The 23,723-nt window shown below is 36.3% G+C and carries 21 protein-coding genes; 14 read left to right on the top strand and 7 right to left on the bottom strand.

Annotation, left to right across the window (positions count from 1 at the left end):
• Positions 1-18: 18 nt before the first annotated feature.
• Positions 19-576: a chromate transporter gene (locus ACVWNY_RS09940; RefSeq protein ID WP_218326915.1), complete on the bottom strand. Its 558-nt coding sequence runs from the start codon at positions 574-576 to the stop codon at positions 19-21.
• Entirely contained in the window at positions 577-1,122 is a 546-nt protein-coding gene (locus tag ACVWNY_RS09935; RefSeq protein ID WP_218326914.1) for a chromate transporter, read from the bottom strand. It lies immediately after the preceding gene.
• Between the two features lie 127 nt (positions 1,123-1,249).
• Between ACVWNY_RS09935 and ACVWNY_RS09930 the strand changes: the two genes are divergently transcribed.
• From ACVWNY_RS09930 to ACVWNY_RS09920, 3 genes are all read left to right on the top strand, one after another.
• Positions 1,250-2,092, top strand: coding sequence for a LysR family transcriptional regulator (locus ACVWNY_RS09930; RefSeq protein ID WP_218326913.1), 843 nt, complete (start codon positions 1,250-1,252; stop codon positions 2,090-2,092).
• Between the two features lie 80 nt (positions 2,093-2,172).
• Entirely contained in the window at positions 2,173-3,390 is a 1,218-nt protein-coding gene (locus ACVWNY_RS09925) for an FprA family A-type flavoprotein (RefSeq protein ID WP_218326912.1), read from the top strand.
• A gap of 1 nt (position 3,391) precedes the next feature.
• On the top strand, positions 3,392-3,772 hold the full coding sequence (locus ACVWNY_RS09920) for a VOC family protein (protein WP_218326911.1): 381 nt from the start codon (positions 3,392-3,394) through the stop codon (positions 3,770-3,772).
• Positions 3,773-3,806: 34 nt separating this feature from the next.
• On the opposite strand, the gene ACVWNY_RS09915 is transcribed toward ACVWNY_RS09920, so the two are convergent.
• Entirely contained in the window at positions 3,807-5,567 is a 1,761-nt protein-coding gene (locus ACVWNY_RS09915) for an ABC transporter ATP-binding protein (protein WP_454071304.1), read from the bottom strand.
• 18 nt (positions 5,568-5,585) lie between these two features.
• Positions 5,586-6,278: a MarR family winged helix-turn-helix transcriptional regulator gene (locus tag ACVWNY_RS09910; RefSeq protein ID WP_218326909.1), complete on the bottom strand. Its 693-nt coding sequence runs from the start codon at positions 6,276-6,278 to the stop codon at positions 5,586-5,588.
• Positions 6,279-6,507: 229 nt separating this feature from the next.
• Between ACVWNY_RS09910 and rpsN the strand changes: the two genes are divergently transcribed.
• The 4 genes from rpsN to ACVWNY_RS09890 all read left to right on the top strand — a co-directional run bounded on the left by rpsN (position 6,508) and on the right by ACVWNY_RS09890 (position 9,901).
• Positions 6,508-6,777, top strand: a complete 270-nt coding sequence (rpsN, locus tag ACVWNY_RS09905; RefSeq protein ID WP_218326908.1) for a 30S ribosomal protein S14 — start codon at positions 6,508-6,510, stop codon at positions 6,775-6,777.
• Positions 6,778-6,819: 42 nt separating this feature from the next.
• A complete protein-coding gene (locus ACVWNY_RS09900) occupies positions 6,820-6,936 on the top strand; it encodes a putative metal homeostasis protein (protein WP_218326907.1) in 117 nt (38 codons plus the stop codon).
• Between the two features lie 12 nt (positions 6,937-6,948).
• Entirely contained in the window at positions 6,949-7,113 is a 165-nt protein-coding gene (gene rpmF, locus ACVWNY_RS09895) for a 50S ribosomal protein L32 (RefSeq protein ID WP_218326906.1), read from the top strand.
• 316 nt (positions 7,114-7,429) lie between these two features.
• On the top strand, positions 7,430-9,901 hold the full coding sequence (locus tag ACVWNY_RS09890) for an ABC transporter permease (protein WP_343214727.1): 2,472 nt from the start codon (positions 7,430-7,432) through the stop codon (positions 9,899-9,901).
• Between the two features lie 76 nt (positions 9,902-9,977).
• Here ACVWNY_RS09890 and rarD read toward each other — a convergent pair whose 3' ends face one another.
• The gene (gene rarD, locus ACVWNY_RS09885; RefSeq protein WP_246601530.1) at positions 9,978-10,877 is read right to left on the bottom strand and encodes an EamA family transporter RarD; all 900 of its coding nucleotides are present in this window, start codon (positions 10,875-10,877) and stop codon (positions 9,978-9,980) included.
• 437 nt (positions 10,878-11,314) lie between these two features.
• Here rarD and ACVWNY_RS09880 point away from each other — a divergent pair, with 437 nt between their 5' ends.
• The 6 genes from ACVWNY_RS09880 to ACVWNY_RS09855 all read left to right on the top strand — a co-directional run bounded on the left by ACVWNY_RS09880 (position 11,315) and on the right by ACVWNY_RS09855 (position 19,189).
• Positions 11,315-13,204 carry an endonuclease MutS2 gene (locus tag ACVWNY_RS09880; protein WP_218326904.1) on the top strand — a complete coding sequence of 630 codons (1,890 nt, stop codon included), beginning with the start codon at positions 11,315-11,317 and terminating at the stop codon, positions 13,202-13,204.
• A 129-nt stretch (positions 13,205-13,333) separates the two neighbouring features.
• Positions 13,334-14,275: a zinc ribbon domain-containing protein gene (locus ACVWNY_RS09875; RefSeq protein WP_218326903.1), complete on the top strand. Its 942-nt coding sequence runs from the start codon at positions 13,334-13,336 to the stop codon at positions 14,273-14,275.
• Between the two features lie 16 nt (positions 14,276-14,291).
• A complete protein-coding gene (locus ACVWNY_RS09870) occupies positions 14,292-15,233 on the top strand; it encodes a serine hydrolase (RefSeq protein ID WP_246601529.1) in 942 nt (313 codons plus the stop codon).
• Positions 15,234-15,297: 64 nt separating this feature from the next.
• On the top strand, positions 15,298-16,719 hold the full coding sequence (locus tag ACVWNY_RS09865; RefSeq protein ID WP_218326902.1) for a zinc ribbon domain-containing protein: 1,422 nt from the start codon (positions 15,298-15,300) through the stop codon (positions 16,717-16,719).
• Positions 16,720-16,742: 23 nt separating this feature from the next.
• The gene (locus ACVWNY_RS09860; RefSeq protein ID WP_218326901.1) at positions 16,743-17,891 is read left to right on the top strand and encodes a glycoside hydrolase family 3 protein; all 1,149 of its coding nucleotides are present in this window, start codon (positions 16,743-16,745) and stop codon (positions 17,889-17,891) included.
• Between the two features lie 92 nt (positions 17,892-17,983).
• The gene (locus tag ACVWNY_RS09855; RefSeq protein ID WP_218326900.1) at positions 17,984-19,189 is read left to right on the top strand and encodes an MFS transporter; all 1,206 of its coding nucleotides are present in this window, start codon (positions 17,984-17,986) and stop codon (positions 19,187-19,189) included.
• Positions 19,190-19,229: 40 nt separating this feature from the next.
• On the opposite strand, the gene ACVWNY_RS09850 is transcribed toward ACVWNY_RS09855, so the two are convergent.
• Positions 19,230-20,990: an ABC transporter ATP-binding protein gene (locus ACVWNY_RS09850; protein ID WP_218326899.1), complete on the bottom strand. Its 1,761-nt coding sequence runs from the start codon at positions 20,988-20,990 to the stop codon at positions 19,230-19,232.
• Between the two features lie 2 nt (positions 20,991-20,992).
• Positions 20,993-22,705, bottom strand: a complete 1,713-nt coding sequence (locus ACVWNY_RS09845) for an ABC transporter ATP-binding protein (protein ID WP_218326898.1) — start codon at positions 22,703-22,705, stop codon at positions 20,993-20,995.
• 127 nt (positions 22,706-22,832) lie between these two features.
• On the opposite strand from ACVWNY_RS09845, the gene ACVWNY_RS09840 reads away from it, so the two are divergent.
• Positions 22,833-23,630: a putative ABC transporter permease gene (locus ACVWNY_RS09840; protein ID WP_218326897.1), complete on the top strand. Its 798-nt coding sequence runs from the start codon at positions 22,833-22,835 to the stop codon at positions 23,628-23,630.
• The last annotated feature ends 93 nt before the right edge of the window (positions 23,631-23,723 follow it).

The raw sequence follows: 23,723 nt of genomic DNA, 5'->3' as shown, positions 1-23,723 counted from the left end.
ATTCTTTAGCGGTTTTTTTTAATATACGAAAAAGCCAAAAACACCGGCTAGACAAAGCAATAAAATCGGATGAATTTCAAAGCGTTTTAATAAAAACCAAGAGCCAATAAAAATAATGACTGCGCGAATGTCCAACATGGAAAGTCCAGTGATTTGTGAAAATTCTGAAGTAGTGAAAAACGTCAATAAAATAATGGTTAAAGCTGCAGAGGCGATTAAACCTGCTGATGAAGCTTTTAAGCCTTGTAAAATAGTTGATACGACTTTAGATTCTTGATGACTTTGAAAGAAATTAAATAGTAGTAACGAAATAATAACCCCAGCGATAACGGCGCCAATCGTTGCCACCAACGCCCCACTGATCCCAGCGACTTGCATCCCAACAAAGGTAGAAGTATTAATCGCTAAAGGTCCAGGAGTCATTTGCGAAATGGTAATGACATCGGTAAAGACTTTTTGGGTAAGCCAACCTTGTTGCTCGACGACTTCAGCTTGAATCAACGGAATAATCGCATAGCCGCCACCGAAACTAAATAAACCAATCTTAAAAAAGCGCCAAAATAATTCTAATAACATTTATTTAGCCTCCCGTTTAAGATTTAGTAACATTAAAATACTAGCAACAACTAAAATTAAAACAACATTGACTTGTAAAATCGCATTGGCAATAAAACTACCAACCAAAATAATCAGCAATAAACTTTTTTTCTCCAAACGAATGACTTTCACCATGTCCACCACGACTTCAAGGATTAATGCTGCAACAGCAGCCTGCATGCCTAATAAAACTGCTTGAACGATTTTATTAGCGGCAAAAGCGACATAAAACTGTGAAATGACACCGATAATGACTAAAGGTGGAATAATTCCACAAATAAAAGCAATCCAAAAACCTATTTTACCGTAGGCTTTTTTTCCGGCTAACACACATAAATTTAAAGCAATTGCCCCAGGGGAAGACTGAGCAATCGCCGCCATTTCTAATAAATCATCTTCTGTGAAGAAGCGCCCCACATAGTATTTGCGAATCATTGGAACGACTACATAGCCGCCACCAAAAGTGAAAGTACTGATTACTAAATTAATCCGAATCAGCCATAAAATTTCTTGATATTTTTTCATTCTATCTACTCCTGTACGCTTTTTTACAAAATACCTGATCATTTCATTTTACTGGTATTTTTAGGGAGTGTGAAATGATAATATAAGGGTGTAGACATGAATTTGAATCATGGGAAGGAGAGTTTTTTTGAATTTTAATCAATGCGTGATTTTTTATCATGTGTGTCGTGAGTTGAACTTTACTAAAGCTGCCAAGAAATTATTTATCACCCAGTCGGCAGTTTCTCATGCTATGAAAGAATTAGAGAATGAAGCTGGTTATCCTTTAATTGAACGTTTGCATAGGGGAGTTAAGATCACACCAGCAGGTTTAGAATTTTATCATTCAGTTATTCCTTTAATAGAAGATTTTAATAAGTTGAATCAGCAACTGCCGCGTTTAGCTAAAAAAGTTCCTATGAAAATCGCTGCTTGTATGACCTTTGCGGAAAATGACTTAGCTACTTTTATTCAGGGTTTAAGCCAGCAAGGTATTTTGACGGAAGTCCAAATTGCCAAAGCTGATGAAGTCCTCTCATTACTGGAAAATGGGGAGGCAGATTTAATCTTTTTAGAAGGGCCAGCTCCATCAGGTACTTTTTTACAAAAGGAAATCAAAAGTTATTCGTTAGGTTTTTTTACCAATCAAGCCGTCGCACAAAAATTGCCAGCTAAAATGAAATTAGCCAATATACTGCAGGAAAATTTATTGGTACGGGAACGGGGAAGTGCTGTACGAGAGCTATTGGAAGCAGCTTTAGTGTTGAACCATTTGGCGTTACATCCTAGCTGGCAAAGTAATGACTCGGCTGGTTTAATAGCAGCTGCGAAAGCTGGCTTAGGGATTGCTTTTTTGCCGAAAGTTTTAGTAGAGACGAGTGATTTAGTAGAAATAAAGGTCACTGACTTAGCATTGGAAAATCCCGTGATTGCCTTGATGCGAAAAACAGCAGAAAATTCGCCAGTTTATCAAGTTTGGAAAAATTTATAAGTGGTTGACGAAAGTAAGTGAAAAACGTAACATTATATAGAGAACGCTTACTTAATTTGGAAATTAAAGGAGTTAGAACAATGCAAAACATTAGAAAAGTAACAGAAGACATTTATTGGGTGGGGGCTTCTGATCGGCGCTTGGCGCTATTTGAAAATCTATTTCCAGTCAATCGCGGGATTTCCTACAATTCATTTGTCATTTTAGATGAAAAAACAGCTTTAATGGATACTGTGGATTCGTCGATAACTGATTTGTTTTTAGAAAATGTCGAGGCTGCTTTGGCTGGTCGGACCCTGGATTATTTAGTGATTCATCATATGGAACCAGATCACTGTGCCAATATTGAAGAAATCGTACGCCGTTATCCAGAAGTAAAACTAGTTGGGAATAAATCAACTTTTAGTTTCTTTGAACAGTTTTATCCAATGGATGCTTCTAAAAATTATTATCCTGTTAAGAAAAATGACGAATTGAATTTGGGTGCCCATACTTTGAAATTTACGATGACACCGAATGTTCATTGGCCCGAAGTGATGATGTCATATGATTTGAAGGATAAGATCTTGTTTTCTGCTGATGCATTTGGTTGTTTTGCGCCAATTGATGGAAATTTATTTATGAATGAATTAGATTTTGACCAACGAATTTTAGCGGAAGCTCGCCGTTATTATGTAAATATCGTTGGACACTATGGGAAAAATGTTTTGTCTGCTTTGAAAAAGCTATCTGCATTTGAGATTGATATGATTTTACCTTTGCATGGTCCTGGTTATTCTGGTGAATTGATCGAAAGAATGCTTCACTACTATCAAACTTGGGGTGCCTATCTACCAGAAGAAAAAAGTGCTTTGCTTCTTTATGGCTCAATGTATGGTAACACCGAAAATGCCGTTGATATTTTAGCTGGAAAATTAGCAGAAAAAGGTGTGGCAAATATAAAAATAGTCGACATTTCACGGACGGATCCCTCTTATATTATGGCGGATATTTTTAAGTATTCCAATTTAGTCTTTGCTGGCACCAATTACAATACAGGTTTGTATATTAAAATGGATAATGTTATTCGCGAAGCCTTACATCTAGAAATAAAAGACCGCAAGATTTCTTTCATCAGGAATGGTACTTGGGGTGGAAAAGCTCTAGAAATTATGCAGAATTATTTCAGTGATGAAAAACGTTTTACGATTGTTGGTGAACCGGTAGAAATCCATTCTTCAGTGAAAGATGGCGATTTAGCACCTATTACTGAATTAGCGGATGCAATTGCAGCTTCAATATTAAAGGAAGAGGAATAAGATGAGAATTGAACATATTGCTTTATGGGTAGATGATTTAGAAAAAGTTAGTCAATTTTATCAAAAATATTTTCAAGTAGAAAAATCTGAAAAATATCAGAATCCTAAGACGGGTTTTAGTTCTTATTTTCTTAGCTTTGCCAGTGGAAGTCGCTTGGAACTGACTAATAAAAAATATTTGAGTCCCCGCATTGCTGATAGTTTGGGTTATGGTCATATCGCAATTGCAGTAGGTGATAAAAAAGCTGTCGATCAGATGGTGGAAAGATTTCTTGCCGATCATTTTCCATTATTAAGTGGTCCTCGGACAACTGGAGACGGCTATTATGAAGCAGTGATTCAAGATCCTGAAGGAAACTTGATTGAATTAACGACAGATTAAAAAAACGTACGCCAAATTTTTTGGCGTACGTTTTTTAATTGACCACTTGCTCTCTAACATATTCAGCGTAAAGTGGATGATTGTTGATTAATTCAGTGTGGGTCCCATGACCGGTGACACTGCCTTTTTCAATAAAATAAATTTGATCAGCATCTACAATAGTTGATAGCCGATGGGCGATGACCAAAGTGGTTCGCCCTAACATTAAATCATCTAAAGCCCGTTGCACTTTTTCTTCTGATTGGGAGTCAAGACTAGCAGTTGCTTCGTCTAACATCAAAATTTTAGGATCTCTTAAAAAAGCGCGAGCAATCGCAATCCGTTGTTTTTGACCGCCAGATAATTTTACGCCCCGTTCACCAATTTCAGTTTCTAATTCCTTAGGAAAATCCTTCACAAATTGGTCTGCATAAGCTAGCGACAAACCATGCCATAACTCTTCATCACTCAAAATACGGTTAAGACCATATTGCAGATTATCACGAATACTACCAGCAAAAACAGCACTATCTTGTGAGACATAACCGATTTGGGCGCGCCATTCTTGTAAATCAATCGCTTGAATATTTTGCTGACCAATTTTTATGGCTCCGCTAATTGGTTCGTAGAATCTTTCAAGTAAAGAAAAAATAGTTGATTTTCCGCCACCACTTGGCCCAGCGAATGCAATGACTGAATTAGGTTTGGCTTCAAAAGAAACATCTTTTAAAATAGGATGTTCTGCTGAATAACTAAAAGATAAGTTTTCAGCAGTAATAGTTTGCCCGACCACATCGATTGTTTCACCAGCACCAATTGGTTCAAGTTCCGTTTGAAAAATTTCTTGAATCCGTTCAGTTGAGCCCATTGCCTTTTGAACTTGTGAGAAAAAGGTCGCGAAGGTTGCAGCGGGTGCAATAATATTAAATAGATAAAGTAAAAACGCAACTAATGAGCCACTAGTTAAAGTTCCTGCTTGCACTCGGACAGCCCCGTAGCCTAAAATTCCAACGAATAAACCTAACATCGCTGTCATCATAATCGGTTGTACAACAGCTTCAATCTTGGCATCTTTCACGCCCAAAGTGAAGATTTTTTGAATAAAGTTTCCACCAGAAGTGACTTCTGCTGCTTCACCATTACTGGCTTTGATTAATCGAACCTCAGATAATTTTTCACTAGCATCAGCATTAAAATCGGCAGTAGCTGCTTGTAGTTGACGACCAATTTTTGACATGATTTTTCCAATTGGCAGCATAATCAAAGCAATAATAGGAACAGCGCTAAAGATTAAAGCCGCCATCTTCCAATCCATTAAAAATAAAATAATCATCGAGCCAATTAGTTGAATCCCACCAGTTACGAAATTGGGAAATTGTGATGTCACCAAGTCTTTGATGACTGAAGTATCGTTGACTAAACGCGAACTGCTTTCACCAGATTTATGATCATCGAAATATCCAACGGGTAACTTCAATAAATGGGCCCATAATTTTTCTCTTAAGGTTTTGACGGCGGTTTCTCCTACATAGCGAAGCAAAAAGCCACCGATTGTACCAAATCCAAGCTGCGCAATAAAGGCCAAGGCTAAAATAATAAGCATCTTACCATCAATTTTAGCCAAGTTTGAAGTGTCGACTAAATTTTTAGTTAATTGCGGCACAATCAGACTGGCACCACTAGTAATCAGACTCAATAGCATGCCTAAAATAAATAAGCCTTTTCGAGGATTAACGCTATTGATTAATTTGATAAAATCCTTGAATTTAAATTTTCCGCGTACTTTTGGTAATTCAGGTGCAAAACGTTGATCCATTAACATATCCTCCGTAAATTAAAAATCGTGCCATTCATCATGATCTTTTTGGTCAAAAGGCGGACGTCCAAAATTTCTGCCACCAAAAGGAGGTCGTCCGCCAAAGCTGCCGCGATGACCAAAAAAGCCTAGCTCTTTGAAATTTTCCCGCATTTCTTTTTTTAATTTTTTTATGTCTTCGTGGGACATATCACGCCAATCACCATATTGATCTAGATAACTCTCTTTTAACGCTTGAATGGCTTGCATACGATCCATCGGGTCTACGAATTTCTCAGCTTGTTTTTTCATTTCAGATTCCCAACCAGCGGGAATCTTCCCTAAAAGTTGGCTAAATTCTGCTTGTTCCGCTTCATTTAAACCAGCAAAAAAATCATCACTGGCATTTTTCTCACCAGATGCTGCATTTTGTTCCGCTTTTTTTCGTCCGGTTTCCGTTAAGTAGACGCGTTTAATTCTTTTGTCATTCTCATCTTCTTTTCGTAAAATGTCGTGACTGTTTTCCATTTTTTTTAATAACTCAGCTAAAGAACTGGGGCGTAAATCTAACACTTCAGCTAAATAGCTTTGAATTAAACCATCTTCTACAGCTAAAATTGCTAAAACTCTTTGTTGTCCTGATAAATGTTGCTTGTTTTGACGCATAAAAGCATTACTAGCTTCACTTATGAAACGAAATTGTTTCATTAAATCATCAGTAAATTGACTCATATTTATTTCCTCATTTCATCTATTTTTTTAAATAATTCGGTACCGAACTTTATTTCGATTTTGATTATAGTTCGGTACCGAACGGTTGTCAAGAATTTTGTAGCAAAATTTTTTTATTGACAATTTAAATAAATCCTGATAAATTTATTGAGGTTAAATCATAACCATTACGATTTGTTGTGGAGAAATTGTAAAATTAATCATATTAAAAATAAATGGAGGAACCAAAATGGCAAAGAAATCAAAAATTGCAAAAGCCAAAAAGCAAGAACAATTGATTGAACAATATCGAGAAATTCGTGCTGAACTAAAAGCCAATAAAGATTATGCTGGTTTGGCTAAGCTTCCGGTGGATTCAAATCCTAATCGTTTAAAAAATCGTGACAAGATTGATGGTCGCCCCCGCGGCTATTACCGTAAGTTCGGTCTGTCTCGGGTTAAATTTCGCGAGCTAGCCCATAAAGGTCAAATTCCTGGCGTGAAAAAAGCCAGCTGGTAATAACTACTGAATCATCAAATTATTTGTATAGGAGAATGACAGATGGAAAAAAATAACTTAGCAAGTGCTTATCGTAGATTGAAAAGTCCCAATATCCGTACTAAAAAACGAGCATTGAAAATTATCAAAGCAGCAAAGAGAACTAAAAAAGGGATTTAAGGAGGAGTTATCGTGGCTGTACCAGCAAGAAAAACATCCAAAGCCAAAAAACGCCTTAGAAGAACCCATCAAAAATTGAATTTCCCAGAAATTTCAGTTGATGAAGCGACGGGAGATTTTAAACGAAGCCATCATGTCTCTCGTAATGGCTTTTATAAAGGACGTAAAGTGTTATAGACAAAAAGAGATTGACCTCACGGGTCAATCTCTTTTTTTAGATTAAATTGCTAATTATTTGGTAGAATTGATGTGCAACGAATAAAATGATTAGTTCATAAGCGATATCTTTTGAGACGGTTTGCCATTTCTGTTGGATTAAATTTTTCATAGGCCTCTTCCTCTCTACTTTTTATAAGCTTAACTAGAAAATATGAATGAACTGTTGTGAAAATTTGCAGAAAAAATAAAAGTTTTATTAGGATTAAGATTCCACAAGATTGCAGGAACGAATGATAATTATTATACTGACTGTAAAAGTCACTAGATAAAGTAGGTGAATAAAATCAAAAATGTGTATTTAAAATCAATTTATCGCGATATTAAAGCTTCTTTTGGCCGTTTTATTTCCATCGTGTTAATTATTTTTATGGGTGTCATGCTATTTGTCGGTATTAAATCGGTTGGACCTGATTTGGAAGCGACAGTTAATCAATTTATTAAACAAAATGAGTTGTCAGATGTCCAGATTGTGTCTTCTGCTGGTTTGACGAAGGAAGATCAGAAAGCCGCTGAAGAAATTAAAGGGGTACAAGCAGAATTAGGTCATAGTTTTCCAGTGACATTAAAGCAGCAAAATATTCAATTGTATTCCTACAGCAATAATCAAGCGAACAAATTAACTCTGACTGCCGGTCATTTACCAAAAAAGAAAGATCAGGTTGTTTTAGATGAAAAATTAAGAAATGACTATCGAATGGGCGACCAATTCACGATTGACAATCAGCAATTGCGGCAACAGGAATTTACAGTCGTTGGTTTCGTGACCTCTCCGATTTATGTGGATGAAAGAGAACGAGGAACGACTACCATTGGTGATGGAGAATTGGCTGGCTTTATGTATCTGCCAGAAACAGCTTTTGATGATCAGAATTTTTCGATTCTTTATATTAGTTCTGATCGCTTGAAAAGTATTGATTACTTTTCTAAAAAATATGAGAATCGTTTAGAGAAATTAGACGAGCAATTGACTGAAGTTTTTACTCAACAAGGAATAGCACGTCAGGAACAGTTGCAATCAGTTGCTGACCAACAAGCATTAGCGAATGGGCTGGAAGCTGGTACGATGGAAATCGCAACACCAAATTATATGATTAATCCCCGTAACAGTAATCCAGGCTTTACTGAATACACTAGTCTCTCTGATCGAATTGATGCAATAGCAAATGTCTTTCCGGTCTTTTTCTTTTTCATAGCTGTCTTAATCACCTTTACAACTATGACACGAATGATTGAAGAAAATCGAAAAGAGATTGGTACCTTAAAATCACTCGGTTATCGTAAGCGTGAAATAGCCAGTAAATATATTTTATATGCTTTGTTAGCGGCATTGATTGGGACAGTTTTTGGCGTGGTCATCGGCACATTGGTATTACCGAAAATTGTTTTCCATCTATTGAGTGATCAGTATATTTTTACGAACTATCAATATCATTTTATTTTTTGGCCAATAGTTTTAGCTGTTATTGTGGCATTGATAGCGACTTTAGGTGCTTCTTTATTAACTTTAATGAAAGAATTGCGGGAAAATGCGACGACTTTATTAATGCCTAAAGCACCAAAAGCCGGTAAACGGGTTTTTCTGGAAAGAATCAAACCGATTTGGCGGCGAATGAGTTTTAATCAAAAAGTGACTTATCGCAATCTTTTTCGCTATAAAGCGCGGATGATTTTGACCATCGTTGGCATTGCTGGTTGTACAGGATTAATGCTGGCTGGCTTTGGTCTACAAGACTCCATCAGTGCACCAGTAGAAAAACAATTTGTAGCCTTAACGAAATATCAAGGAATCGTTACTTTAAACGGGACTGTACAAACCGAAGCGGAAAAGGTTTTGACGGAAAACCCACAAGTTACTGCGGAATTGCCAGTTTACACCGATACGGTAACATTCAATCTTACTGGACACAGTAAACAAACGGCGACACTTTATGTCAGTGATCAACCAGAAAAATTTAGCCAATATGTTGCCTTAAAAGATGAAAAAACAAAAGCACATATTTCGCTATCTAATCAAGGAGCATTAATTTCCCAACGATTAGCCAAGATTTACCAAGTAACCAAAGGTGATCAACTGACTTTTGAAGACAATGATGGCAAAAATTATCAAATTAAAGTGGCGGGAATCGTTGAGAATTATTTGGGTCATAATCTTTATTTAAGCAAAGAATATTATCAGGAAATTTCTGGCCAAACTTTCACGCATAACAGCTATTTAATTAAGACGAAAAAAATGACTAATTCCCAAGAGAAAAAATTAGCAGAAGATTTGCTGCAAACTGGTGAAGTGTTAACCACGACTTATACCAGCAATCAGATGGCTAAACAAGAGGCGGCCACTGAAAATCTAGGCTCAATTGTTCTGATTTTTATTGTTTTATCAGGCACATTGGCTTTTGTTGTTTTATATAATCTCACCAACATTAATATATCTGAGCGGGCACGAGAATTAGCGACGATTAAAGTTTTGGGCTTTTTCAACCAAGAAGTAACGATGTATATTGTGCGGGAGAATATTATGTTCACTTTGTTTGGGATTCTATTTGGTTTCGGGATTGGGAATTTACTGACTCGTTTCATCTTAGCGATGGCATCATCAGATATGATTGTTTTTCCTTTGGTGATTTCATGGCAAGGATATGTCATATCAGCGGTAATGACTGTTGTGTTCTCTGTCATTGTAATGGGCGTGACCCATTTTAAACTAAAACAAATAGATATGATTGCCGCTTTAAAATCAAACGAATAAAAAAGGCGTAACTGTGATGAGGAAATCCTTAAAAGATCAGATTAAAAATCTAATCTTTTAAGGATGCTCCATCCAGTTACGTCTTTCGGTATTTTAGGCCAGTTTTAACGCTGCCATATACAAAAATAAGAATCCCTAGCCAAATAAATGAAAAGGCGATAAATTGCTGTAATGTGTATGTCTCATGAAAAAGAAAAATTGCCATGATTAACATGATTGTTGGATTGATATATTGAATAAAGCCTAAGATAATAAATGAAATCCGCTTAGCAGCTTCAGCAAATAATAACAATGGAATCGAAGTAATTGTACCTGCGCCGAATAATAAAAGATTGGTGCTCCAGTCATATTGTAAAAAGCCATCAGGAGCGAAAAATAAAAGATAGGCTAAGGCGAAAGGAAAAATCACTAAGGTTTCCAAGGTTAAGCTCGTCGCCGAACCGAGAGCTAAGCCTTTTTTGATGAGTCCATAGATACTAAATGAAGCGGCCATCACTAGTGAAGTGACCGGTAAATGTCCCGTTTGAATGGTCAGTAAAATGACACCGATTAAACCAAAGACACAAGCGATTTTGGCTGTACGGGAAAGCTTTTCCTTTAAGACGAGCGTACCCAGTAAAACATTTGCTAATGGATTAATATAATAACCCAAACTGGCTGCTGTCACATCACCGATTTGAACACTATAGATAAAAGTCCCCCAATTTACAGTGATAAAAATTGCTGCTAAAATAATTGCGAGAATTTTTTTCTTTTCTTTTTTCAGCATAGCAACATCTTTAAAAAAAACTTTTCGCTGTGATTTAACGACTAATAAAAATAAAACCATCGTGACAAAAGACCACACGACTCGATTAAATAATAAACTGACTGCTGGTACTTCTCCTAAAAGCTTCCAGTAAAGTGGAATAATACCCCACAAGACATAGGCAAAAATTCCTAGTGTAATCCCCTTTTTTTCTTCATTTCTCTCCATAAATACTTCCCTCATTTTTTCGTGAATGGCTTATTATAGCACAAAAAAAAGTTGTTTTTAGCGATAAAAAGACAAAATAACAGGGGTATGATTGTGCAAAAGTAGCAATTGACTTCAATTTTTAAAATGTAGATGAATAATGAATCTTGTAAAAGAGAAATTGACATCGGACATGTAAATTGGTATAGTCAAATTGAAAAATAAATTAAACCAGTCCAGAATGGGGAATATTTGTGAGTGTAACAGGTAACTAATTCGTAAGTCGAATAGCTAGAAAAAATGCGAGCTGTCGCAGTTTATTTAGCATGCTTATTAGTGATACCTGTCGAAATAGTTTACGATGCTAAAAGACGATAGTATGACTGTCGTCTTTTTTGTGTCGATTTTTGGTCTAATTTATTTTTACCGTCAGGTGTCCTTTTCAAAAAGGAGAAGAAATGAATACAGAAACTTTTAAACAATTACAATTTGATAAAATTCAAACCGAAGTTCAAAAAAGGGCGATTGGTGATTTAACCAAAGAAAAAATTGCCCACTTAGCACCGCAAAGCAATCTTGCAACTGTCACAGTCTGGCAAAAGGAAACACAAGAAGCCCGATTGATGATTGATTCTGGTCAACACGTGCCTTTTATGGGGTTAGTCAGAATCAATCAATTGAATCAACAAATAAAAAAAGGCTTGATTTTAAATCCAGCTGAATTAACTGAAGTAGCTGATTTTTTACGGAGTAGTCAGCTGATGGTGAAATTTTTTGATAAAAATCGCTATCAAGCACCAACTTTAGCTAGTTATAGTCAGAATTTACCTGATTTTAGTAGTATGACTGAAACAATCTATCAAAAAATCCAACATCATAAAGTAAGCTCTGAAGCCAGCCGCTTCCTGCGTAAAACCCGGCGACAAAAAAGTGAGACGGAATCAGAAATTCAAGAAAAATTAAACAAGTATTTACGTCATCCAAATAATAAAAATTGGATTCAAGACAGTATCATCGTCAAAAAAGGTGAACACTTTACCATTCCGATTAAAGCCAGCTATAAAAATAAAGTCGACGGTACAGTGATTGAAGAATCAGGAAAAGGTCAAACGGTCTTTGTTGAACCTAGTACAGTTAGTAAATTAAATGAAAAATTGAGTTTCTTAATAGCTGATGAAGTGGCTGAAGAATATCAAATTTTAGCTGAATTGACTGGTGCACTAGCTGAAAATCAAGATTTGATCGATTTTACGATTGAAAGTATTAGTGGCTTTGATTTAATTTTTGCTAGAGGGAAATATAGTCGAGAAATGAATGGGATAACGCCAAAAGTTAATAAAAATGAAGTGATTAAAATTATTGCGGGAAAACATCCATTTTTGAGCCAAGAAGCAGTACCATTAGATTTTGAATTGGGTGAAAATTATCGTGGATTAGTAATTACTGGTGCAAATGCTGGAGGCAAAACGGTGGTACTTAAAACAGTCGGTTTATTTAGCTTGATGGCAATGTTTGGTTTACAAATACCGGCAGCAGAAGGTTCAGAAATAGCTGTCTTAAATGATTTATTTGTCGATATTGGTGATCAACAAAATTTAGAAAATGCCTTGAGTACTTTTTCTGGTCATATGAAAAATATTGCTGAAATTTTACGCCAAGCAAAACGCCATAGCTTGGTTTTACTGGACGAAATTGGGAGTGGAACAGAACCAAACGAAGGGGCAGCTTTAGCCATTGCCATTATGGAAACTTTGTATCAATCAGGCGTGTTAATCGTTGCCACGACTCATTACGGTGAAATTAAGCGATTCGCTGAAACCCACGAAGATTTTGTACCAGCCGCAATGGCTTTCGATCGTGAGAACTTGACTCCTAAATACCGTTTGCAAGTCGGTAAGACTGGTGACAGCCAAGCGTTATGGATTGCCAAAAAAATGCATATGGCGCCAGCATTAATCCAGCAAGCCGCAAATTATATTTCTGATAAAAACTATCTAACTGAGAAGAAAATTTTTCATTCAGTCAAAGAAACTTCTCAAATAGAAAAACGATCAGAAGAACGTTTTAATCAAGGAGATCAAGTTATTTTAACTGAAACCAATCAAGTCGGCTTGGTTTATCAAGATGAAGGCAAAGCCGAAGTGACAGTTTATTTGGAAAAAGAAATGATTCCTATTTTACGAAAAAGATTGAAATTAAAAATGACCGCGCAAGAATTGTATCCAGCAGATTATGATTTAAGCAGCTTATTCGTGGACTTTCATGAACGAAAAAGAGAAAAAGATTTGGCCCGTGGATCGAAAAAAGCTCATAAGGAATTGGATAAAGAGATGCGTTTAAGAAGATGATATAAATTGAACACCGACTGAAGAGTCGGTGTTTTGCTTATATTCCAACTTTTTTCTTAAGATAATCTAAGTTATAATATAAGTAATAATTTTGTTTGTTGGGATTTTTTAAAGGGAGAAGGGGTATTGATGAAAATTTGTCCAAATTGTCATTATGAAAATGAAGAAACTGCATTATTTTGTGAACATTGCGGTAGTAAGCTTTCAGTTGAGCGAACTGAACTGGGGAGCCGATCACAAATGAACCATTCAAAAACACAAGCACGAGAAAATTTCGTCATAAATAAACAGCCGAAAGCACCAAAACCTAAATGGCCTATCATTATAGCTGCTTTGGCAGTTGTCGCTGTTGTTGGAGGAGTAGCTTTTGCTGTTGTGGGAAATAATCAGCCAGATTCGGTAATTAAGACGACCACCACGACTTCTTCTGATGATCCAACTAAGTATGATGATGTGATTGCTGAAGCCAAAGCTTTAACAATTAACGGGGATTTCAAAGAATCAAATCGTAAATTAGCAACCATCTCTGCCAGCGATTTAGGGAAAACCATTTATTCTCCGATTAAAGATGAAGTCGATCGGTTGACTAAAGAAAACGATGAGGGAATCGAAGAAGAAAAAGAGGATGAACGTGAAGAAAAAGAAACCGATAATAATCAAGGAGACAGTCGTTCTGAATCTTTACCAAGTGGGAGTGCTTTTACTGGTAGCTATGGTAAATGGGCTAATACTTATAGTTTTTACTACAATCAATCTAGTCAAAAACATCAAACATTAAAAATTAGTGCCAATGGTGCAGTCACACAGACGAATGCTGGAGGTTCACAATATTTTGGAACAGCAACAATTACTGGTGCAAGTGGAGATATTTTAAGCTATGAAACAAATGAGCAGTATCCAAGTTCGATGCCGGAAACTAAAACGATACATCCAGATGTGAAAATCACTGTGACTTGGGAAGGTGGCAGTAAGCAAGTATATTATGGCTATCTTTCTTATTCATCTCGTTTGGCATTAACTGATGGCTCCCACAAAGGTAGCGGCGTCAACGAAGTTTGGTTGACTTACTAGGAAAGGATGTATCAATTTGGGTCGAAGAGAATTGCGGAAAAAAAATAAAAAGCAATATCCGATATATCTAGGCATTGCTTTAGGTCTTTGTTTATTAGCTGGCGGATCGTACTATGCCACGACGCGAATCTTTCAAGAAAATAAAACATCAGAAACAAGTGAAATAATCAAAGAAAGTAGTACCGAGTCCACTTTAAATACAATAGAATCGACTGTCAATAGTAGTGACGAAAAGACAACTGCAACGACTGAAGAAATACAATCAGTTCAATTAGATGCTAGTCAATTGGAAGCAAATGCCAGTCAAGTTGCGTATGGTGCCTACTATTTTGATTCTGGAAAAACAATTTCAAATGACAATACTCAGCCGATGATAGCAGCTAGTATTATCAAAGTATTTGTGATGGATTATGCTTACAGTCAAATTTCAAATGGTAGTTTAACAACTGAGACAATGATTCAAGGAGCTACTTTAGATTCCTGGATATATCCAATGATTCAACAAAGCAGCAATGAAGCAGCCAATGTATTGATTGATTATTTTGGAATGGAACAATTAAATTTTTATTTTCAAACACAAGGTTATACCAATACTCGGATAGAGCGAAAAATGTTAGATTATACTGCCCAAGGTGCAGGGAAAGAAAATTATACCTCCTTAAATGATTGTCTGGCATTTTTGAAAAAGATTTATACCAATCAAACCACTTATCCATCTAGTCAGATGCTAACTATTTTAAAAGGACAAGGGATTCAAACCAAAATTCCTAGCAAATTACCAACAGGAACAGTAGTCGCGAATAAAACTGGTGAGCTGGCAGGAGTAGAAAATGATATTGCTTTGGTTTTTAGTGAAAAAGCCCCCTTTGCGCTAGTTGTGTTAACCAATAGTGTGATTAATTCTGAAGGCTTGCGAAGTGCCATTGGCGACTTTGCTTTAGCTTGTTATCAAGCGTAAATCTAAAATAACTCAAAACATCGTTACTAATAAAGTTGCGATGTTTTTTTTAGGAGAGATGATCATGAAAATTTGTCCGAACTGCAAATATAAAAATACTGAAGATGCCCACTTTTGTGAGAATTGTGGCCATTCTTTAGAAAACATAAATCTTGATACTCAAATTATACCTTCAGCTTCGAAGCAAAAAAAATCCATCAATCAACATTCAAAAATTTTTATCGCTTTATTCAGTGTAATTGCTGCTATGCTAATCGGCGGCCTCTTTTTTGGAAATTATTATTATAACTATCATCGTCAAATGAATCGAATCGCTGATGCGTTTGAAGCCGGAGATAGTGAAAAATTGACTAAGATGGTTATTTCTGGCGAAGAAGATTATCAGATTTCTAGTAAAAAATTAGACAGATTGGTTGATTATTATCAGCTTTCAAGCCATGAGAAAAATTTCACTGATTTTATTGAATCATTACGCACCAATCAGGTGGAACTGCAAGATTTTAACATAAAGCAAACTGGGAGATACTTTGGATTATTTAAAAAATATCAGTTAGAATTGCTACCGGTTTATTTAAAAATCTCGACCGATCAAGCAGGCACGGAAATTTTTCTTGATGGCAAAAAACAGGGAACTTCCAAAGGTGATGACTACCTACTAACTTTAGGTCCGCTGACACCTGGTCGATATGAATTAAGCGGTCGTTTGGAGGGTCAAGAAAATCAAGCGAATTTGGATTTGGTTCGTTATAAAAATAATGATTTTGAAAAAAATAGTAACGTACACTTAGATTTACATCGAATTTCTTTTAAAGTTACATCAAATATCGATGGTGCTCAAGTTTATTTGGATGATGAAGCTGTAGCGACTATTGATGAAGGCTTTGCCGAAATTAATGATTATGTCTGGCATCAAGGATTGACTCTTGAATTACGTTATCAATTGGATGATGAAGAGCTGAAAACGAGTTCACGGAGAATTGATGATGATGAATATTTAGCTGAAGATTACGAGGCTAATGATCTCCAGTCGATGATCACGCTGGATTTTTCTGAAGTTCAAACCAGCAATGATGTGCAAAATTTTTTAACTGAGCTATATGATGACTTATCTGACTATACTAGTGAATATGTTACTTTTGAGACCCCTCAAAAAAATGATTTTGGGAAATATTTTGTAAATGCTAGAGAAAATTCTGATGAACAAGACTTTGAAAAATTTATTAATGAAATTCGAGATGATAATGGACGAAACAGAGTGAAGGCACAACCGGAAGTAGAAAGTGTGACGATGACTTTAGAAAACCAATATACTGTTCAATACTTAATTCACTATGATACGGTTTTTAATGATCGTAATCTAGACGAAATCAAGCAGGTTTTTCGTTACAAACAAGCAACCTTGAAGTATAATACCGAAGATGGTCAACTGCAGATAGACAATCTTGGAGGAATAGAAAATTTTGAGACAGTTGATGAAGGTTCTTAAAATGATCAGATTAGGTGAGAAGATTGGTTAAAAAGAAATGCTTATGGTTAGTAATCGGAATATTTGGTTTGTTTTTATTAGCTGCTTGTAGACAGCAAAATAAGACAACGACAACGACTGAAAAAAATCAAATCAGTAGCAGTACGACTACCGTTGAAAGTTCACAAGAAGAAAGTCAGGTGGAAAAGTTGTTGCAACAAATGACTTTGGAAGAAAAAGTGGGCCAGTTATTTCTCGCACGGGTTCCTGAAGAAGGTGCGATTGAAGATCTTCAGAATTATCATTTAGGTGGATATTTGCTATTTGATCGAGATATGGCTGGTCTTGGGCAAGCCGACTTGAAACAAAAAATTGCTGAATTTCAAGAAAATAGTCCAACGCCATTATTTATTGCTTCTGATGAAGAAGGTGGAACGGTCAGCCGTTTGAGTCGGAATAAAATTGTTTCGCCACCTTTTGAAAACCCACAAGAATTGTATCAAAAAGACGGATTTGATGGGATTGTTCGTGACATTGATCGAAAAGCTGCGATTTTTAATGAGTTAGGCATTCAACTGGGGATGTCACCTGATGCGGATGTCTCTACTGATCCAGAATCATTTATTTATGATCGGACGATTGGTTTAGATGCTGCCGGGACCAGCGAATATGTGGCAAAAAGTGTTGGTGAAATGTCTAAGGAAAAAATCGGCTCGACTTTAAAACATTTTCCTGGTTATGGTAACAATCGTGACTCTCACACTGAAATTGTAACAGACGAACGAAGTCTAGAAGAGTTGCAGACTACAGATTTTCAGCCTTTTATTGCTGGCATTCAAGCAGGAGCAGATAGTATTTTAGTTTCCCATAATATTGTGAATGGGATAGATAGCAGTCAACCGGCATCGATTTCGCCGGCAGTTCATGAAATTTTGCGTGATCAGTTGAATTTTAAAGGTGTGATTATGACAGATGATATGGATATGGCTGGTCTGGCAGAATTTATTTCGCAAGAAGAAGCTGGATTGAAAGCCTTGCAAGCAGGTAATGATTTAATCTTATCATCTAGTTATCAGACACAGATTCCTTATGTTATTCAGGCAATTCAAAATGGTCAATACAGTGAAGACGCGTTAAATCAATCAGTTTTACGGATTTTGAATTGGAAAGAAAAGTTAGGCTTAATTAGTTAGTAAAAGGAGGGAATAATGATGTGTGCATCGATGCGTTTGAAAAAAGATCTTGTCAAACTTACTAAAAAATAAATTTTGACAAGGAGTATGGCATGGAAAGCTCTTGGAAGAAAAAATATTTAACAATTTTATCAGGACAGACAGTTTCATTAATCGGTAGCTCCGCCGTCCAATTTTCATTGATTTGGTGGCTAGCGAGTGAATCAGATTCAGCAGTAATGCTATCAATTGCAGGATTGTTTGCTTATTTGCCTCAGATGTTTCTGGGTCCTTTTGTTGGCGTATGGTTAGATCGATTAGTTAGAAAAAATGTTGTTATTATGGCTGATTTATTCATGGGTGGAGTGGCTTTGGTTTTGTCACTGTGGTTTCTTTTGGGAAATCCAGGTTATTATATCGTTATTTTTGCGATGTTCTTACGAGCATTAGCAAATGTTTTTCACACCCCATCGATTCAAGCAATCGTACCATTATTAGTGCCTGAAAAGGAATTGGTGAAAGCCAATAGTTGGAGTCAATTTTTGCAATCCGGTGCTTTTATGTTAGGTCCTGTTATCGGTGCAGCAATGTTTGCCGCGATGCCGTTGTGGCTAATTCTTCTAACTGACTTGCTGGGTGCTTTGGTAGCATCATTTGCTTTATGGATTGTTCAAGTGCCGAATCCACCACGAACTGAACTAACATCAGAGCCTAATTATTTAAATGAATTAAAAGCAGGTCTTGCAGTTTTTAAGGCAGATAAAGCAATGTTGATTGTCTTAATCATCTCATTTATTTCAATGGTGTTCTTTTTACCATTAGGGACCCTATTTCCTTTAATGACCAGTTCTCATTTTCAATTGTCCGCTTGGTATGCAAGTTTTGTGGAACTGGCTTATGCTGCAGGGATGTTAGTTAGTGCATTTTTAATTGGTTTGAAGAAACATTGGCAGAAAAAATTATTGGTAGCTCAATTTGCTATGTTGGCTTTAGGTAGTGCTACGTTTGCAAGTGGTTTGGTGCCTACTAGTTTATTAGGTTACTGGCTATTTATAATTTGCTGTATTTTGTTAGGGAGCTTTGGCAATTTGTACAACATACCCTTTACAGCCTATATTCAAGAAACGGTAGCACCTGAAAAATTGGGGCGAGTATTCTCAGTTTTAGGTAGTGTGTTGTCAGCTGCCATGCCTATTGGTTTAATATTGGCCGGACCGATTTCAGAACAGATTGGGATCGCGGCATGGTTTTTATACTCGGGTATTTTTATGGTTGTGGCTAGCATATTCGGTTTTTTATTTTATAAAAAATATCGTTAAAAAAGAAGGTGAGCTGTTTAACGCAGCTCGCCTTCTTTGTTTAATTTTCTTCAGTAAATTGCGCATGATACAAACGATAATAATAACCGGTTTGTTCTAACAATTTTTCGTGGGTACCAATTTCAACAATTTGACCTTGATCTAAAACCAAAATTTGGTCGGCATTTTTTATTGTAGACAAGCGATGAGCAATAACGAAACTAGTGTGACCTTCCATCATGGTTAAAAAGGCTGTTTGAATATTTTTTTCCGTTAAGGTATCCACCGAGCTGGTGGCTTCATCTAAAATCAACATAGGCGGTTGACTAATCATGGTGCGCGCAATCGTCAATAATTGTTTTTGTCCATCTGACAATTTTAAGCCGGTTACACCCACAATTGTATCTAATCCTTCAGGTAAATTCCGTACAAAATCGTCCATATAAGCGGCTTTTAATGCTGCGAAAATTTCTTCATCATCAGCATTTGGCTTGCCATAGCGCAGATTCTCCCGTAAAGAAGCTTCCATTAACCACGTCTCTTGTAAAACCATACCAAAATGGCGGCGCAAATTATCGCGGGAAATTTTTTGGATATCATTGCCATCGATTGTAATTTTGCCAGCGTCAACTTCATAAAAACGCATCAGCAAATTCACTAAAGTTGATTTTCCAGCACCAGTTTTTCCAACAATAGCAATCGTTTCTCCCGGTTTTACTGTTAAGTTAAAATCTTGGATTAAAGGGCGATCTTTTGAATAACTGAAAGATACATGTTCAAAAACGACTTCTCCAAAAACATCTGTTAAAACAAGAGAATTTTTCCCATCGGGTGCTTCTACTGGCTGATTTAACAAATCAAACGCACGATCTAGACCGGCAATAGCCGTTTGAATTTGGGTAGTAATACCAGATAAATCAATAAATGGTTTAGTAAATTGACTGGCATAAATAGTAAAGCTGGAAATAATTCCTACAGTAATATCTGTCCGCCCATTCAACGCTAATAATCCACCTACTAATCCTACTGATAAATAAGCCATATGATCAATAAAGCGTGAGCCTGGATTTGTTAATGAAGAGGCAAACTGAGCTTTTTGACCACGATAATAAAGTTCTTGGTTTAAGGTTTCAAAATTTTGTTGATTGACAGTTTCTCGTTGAAAAGCCTTCACAATTTTTTGATTTCCGATCATTTCGGTTATAAAGCCGGAAATATCACCTGTTAATTTTTGTTGTGCAGAAAAATATTTTTGTGACGTACGAGAAAGTATATAGGTCACTAGAAAAATAATTGGCGTAGCCGCTAAAACGATTAGCGCTAATGTCGGGCTGAGATATAGCATAAAAATCAAGGCAATAATAACTACGGTCATCCCGGCAAATACTTGGTTGAAAACCGCAGAAATGGCAACTGAAATATTATCCATATCATTGGTAAAACGACTAACGATGTCACCTTTTGTTGTCTGATCATAATAACTTAACGGCAGCTGATTTAAATGGGTAAAAGTTCTTTCTCGTAATTGTGCTACTGAATCATAAGCTACAAAATTACCTAAACGGGCAATCAAATATTGGCTGACAACTGTGACTAAAAAAATACCGACAAATAAGGTAAGAATTTTTGTAAGCTGTGAAAAGTTGACACTTCCTGTACCCACCATTTGATCAACAGAAACTCCGATTAAATAAGTCATCGTAACTGAAGTGACACCACTGGCAATACCTAAAATAATTGCAGCAATTAGCTGTTTTGGATAGGCAGTCAGGTAAGGAAAGAATAATTTTAAGGAGGTTAAAAAGCTTCTTCGTCGATTCATTATTAGGCCTCCTCCTGTGATTCTGCAAGCTTTCGATATTCAGCTGATGATGATAGTAAATTTTGATGGGTCCCACTGGCAATAATTTTCCCTTTTTCTAGCAGAAGAATATTTTGAGCTTCTTGTAAGGACCGCAAACGTTGAGAAATAATAATGACCGCAGAAGTCAAATCCTTCTTTAAAGCTTTCCGTAAATCTAGATCAGTTTGGTAATCTAGTGCAGACAAAGAGTCATCTAAGATTAATAGTTTTGGTCGTGCGATAATTCCTCGAGCAATGGTTAAGCGTTGTCGTTGACCGCCGGAAAAGTTTTTCCCATTTTCTAAGATTACCGTATCTAATTGTTGTGGCAGTTGGCGAACAAATTCTGTTGCTTGTGCAGTATCTAAAGCTTGCCAACATTCCTCATCGGTTGCATCAGCTTTTCCCCAACGTAAATTTTCTCGAATAGTTCCACTAAATAAAACGGCTGTCTGAGGAACCAGAGCGATTTCTTGACGTAAATGAGCAAGTGACCAAGCTTTGACATTGGTGCCGGAAAAGAAGAGATTCCCAGCGCTAACATCATAAAAGCGTGGAATCAATTCAATCAAGCTAGACTTTCCGCTACCTGTCCCACCGGTAATACCTAATGTCTCTCCACTTTTTAAAGCAAAGGAAATATTTTTTAAAACTAGAGCCCAATCTTCACGATAACGAAAATCCACATTTTCAAATTGTACCACCGGAACTTCTTCAAGCGTTTCAGTCACTTCACCAGTATCGGCTAAATTAATTTCAGTATCAAAAACTTGATTGATCCGGCTAGCAGAAGCTGCTGCGCGGGTAAATAAAACCACTAAATCGGAAACAATAATTAAGGCTAACAACATTTGATTCATGTAATTTATCAAAGCCAAAATCTGTCCTTGCTGTAAATGACCGATGTTAATATTGATACCACCTAAATAAAGTAAGCTAGCAACCCCGATATTCATAATTAAGGTTGTTGCCGGTGATAATAAGGAAGAGATATTGGCTACTCGGCGATTGACTTTTGCTAAGTCGTCAGTTTGTTGATTAAATGTTTGTTGTTCTTTTGGCGTTCTAGCAAAGGCACGTATGACCCGAATACCAGTTAAGTTTTGACTAACTAATAAGTTTAAACCGTCTAATTTTTGTTGCACGATTTTGTATAAAGGAACGGAAAAACGAATAATAAAAAATAAAACCAAACAAAAAATTGGTAAGATCAGTAAAAATAAAAAGCCAATTCTTGTGTCAATATAAAAAGCCATAATGACTGAACCAATACTCAAGAAAGGCGCCCGAATAACTAAACGAATAAACATTGCTAAGGCCCATTGCACTTGATTAATATCACTAGTCATGCGAGTGATTAAGGTATCTGTCCCAAAAATATTTAATTCATGATGGGAAAAGCTTTGAATTTTCGCTAACAGTTTATTTCGTAGGACGGTACCAAAACCTTGAGAGGCTACTGATGCAAAATATTGGCAGACAAAAGCACACAGCATTCCCACAATCGACAGCAACAGCATCCAGCCAGCCATCTCTATCACTTTGTTGCTATTTCCTTTGACAATCCCTTCGTCAACTAAACGCGCCATAATTAAGGGCAATAATAGCTCGAAAAAGGCTTCTAGAAATTTGAACACGGGTCCAAGGATGACTTGTAGGCGATATTTTTTGGCATAACGTAATAATGAAATCATGAAATCGTCCTTTCAAAAAACAATTACTCTTATTATAGCTGTTTGTTATATCAGAAAATAGTGAAAATTTTTTCGTATTTTAAAATTATTTGTTACACTTAGACAAAAGGTTCTAAAGGAGGGAATTATGGAACAAGAATTTTCATTAGTAGTGCTATTATTTTTTTCATATTCATTTATTGGTTGGCTGTGGGAAACAGTCTATTGCGGCATTAAAGCCCGTCACTTTGTTTATAGAGGTTTCTTATTAGGTCCCATTACACCAATTTATGGTTTCGGCGTGATCGGCGTTTTATATTTAATTGATCCTTTTCAAAAAAATATTTTTTTATTATTTGGTTTGTCATTTATATTGTGTACTATCTTAGAATATATCACGAGTTTTTTATTAGAAAAAATATTTCATCTGACTTTGTGGGATTATAAAAAAGTACCGCTAAATATTAATGGGCGAGTGGCGGTTCCTGTCTCGATTTTTTGGGGGGCAGCCTGTGTCTTTATTGTCCGGGTGCTTAATCCCCACTTGATGACTATATTAGAAGGATTGTACGCACGATTTAGTATTTTTTTACCGGTTCTTTTATTGATGCTTATTAGTGCCGATACTGGTTTTACACTGGCCAATGTGTCTTCATTAAGAAGAAGAATGACCGAACTCAGTGGAGCCATTCAAGAAAAGAAAACCCAATTACAAACCGATGTCAATCAACGCTTAGATACTTTAAAAACAGAGGCAAAGGAACGACAAACGGAAAGAAAAGAGTGGTTGGAGGCTTTCAAGGATCCCGAAACTCGCAAAAAGTTGCCAAAATTAAATTTACAAGAACGACGTTTCTTAAATGCCTTTCCTACAATGAAATCATCTGATTTAAAAAGTAGCTTGCCAGATATTCGTCAAGTAGTTAAAACATTGCGGGAAAAATAAGAGTAAATGCTTTTTGCTTCGGCGAAAAGCATTTTTTTGTAATCAGATAGTCATCTGATTGAAACATTTAACCAGCTTTTTTTTCGTATAATG

The organism is Enterococcus sp. JNUCC 77 (genome assembly GCF_054819945.1).
The sequence above is the reverse complement of the archived record's forward strand: the minus strand, read 5'-3'. Positions and strand labels throughout refer to the sequence as shown.

What these genes read in the sequence shown, in the direction of transcription:
- ACVWNY_RS09865 (WP_218326902.1), top strand. Translation starts at nt 15,298, where the DNA reads ATGAAAATTTGTCCGAACTGCAAATATAAAAATACTGAAGATGCCCAC.
- ACVWNY_RS09935 (WP_218326914.1), bottom strand. Translation starts at nt 1,122, where the DNA reads ATGAAAAAATATCAAGAAATTTTATGGCTGATTCGGATTAATTTAGTA.
- ACVWNY_RS09925 (WP_218326912.1), top strand. Translation starts at nt 2,173, where the DNA reads ATGCAAAACATTAGAAAAGTAACAGAAGACATTTATTGGGTGGGGGCT.
- ACVWNY_RS09900 (WP_218326907.1), top strand. Translation starts at nt 6,820, where the DNA reads ATGGAAAAAAATAACTTAGCAAGTGCTTATCGTAGATTGAAAAGTCCC.
- ACVWNY_RS09920 (WP_218326911.1), top strand. Translation starts at nt 3,392, where the DNA reads ATGAGAATTGAACATATTGCTTTATGGGTAGATGATTTAGAAAAAGTT.
- ACVWNY_RS09855 (WP_218326900.1), top strand. Translation starts at nt 17,984, where the DNA reads ATGGAAAGCTCTTGGAAGAAAAAATATTTAACAATTTTATCAGGACAG.
- ACVWNY_RS09880 (WP_218326904.1), top strand. Translation starts at nt 11,315, where the DNA reads ATGAATACAGAAACTTTTAAACAATTACAATTTGATAAAATTCAAACC.
- ACVWNY_RS09845 (WP_218326898.1), bottom strand. Translation starts at nt 22,705, where the DNA reads ATGATTTCATTATTACGTTATGCCAAAAAATATCGCCTACAAGTCATC.
- ACVWNY_RS09940 (WP_218326915.1), bottom strand. Translation starts at nt 576, where the DNA reads ATGTTATTAGAATTATTTTGGCGCTTTTTTAAGATTGGTTTATTTAGT.
- ACVWNY_RS09915 (WP_454071304.1), bottom strand. Translation starts at nt 5,567, where the DNA reads ATGGATCAACGTTTTGCACCTGAATTACCAAAAGTACGCGGAAAATTT.
- ACVWNY_RS09875 (WP_218326903.1), top strand. Translation starts at nt 13,334, where the DNA reads ATGAAAATTTGTCCAAATTGTCATTATGAAAATGAAGAAACTGCATTA.
- ACVWNY_RS09910 (WP_218326909.1), bottom strand. Translation starts at nt 6,278, where the DNA reads ATGAGTCAATTTACTGATGATTTAATGAAACAATTTCGTTTCATAAGT.
- ACVWNY_RS09850 (WP_218326899.1), bottom strand. Translation starts at nt 20,990, where the DNA reads ATGAATCGACGAAGAAGCTTTTTAACCTCCTTAAAATTATTCTTTCCT.
- ACVWNY_RS09840 (WP_218326897.1), top strand. Translation starts at nt 22,833, where the DNA reads ATGGAACAAGAATTTTCATTAGTAGTGCTATTATTTTTTTCATATTCA.
- rpsN (WP_218326908.1), top strand. Translation starts at nt 6,508, where the DNA reads ATGGCAAAGAAATCAAAAATTGCAAAAGCCAAAAAGCAAGAACAATTG.
- rarD (WP_246601530.1), bottom strand. Translation starts at nt 10,877, where the DNA reads ATGGAGAGAAATGAAGAAAAAAAGGGGATTACACTAGGAATTTTTGCC.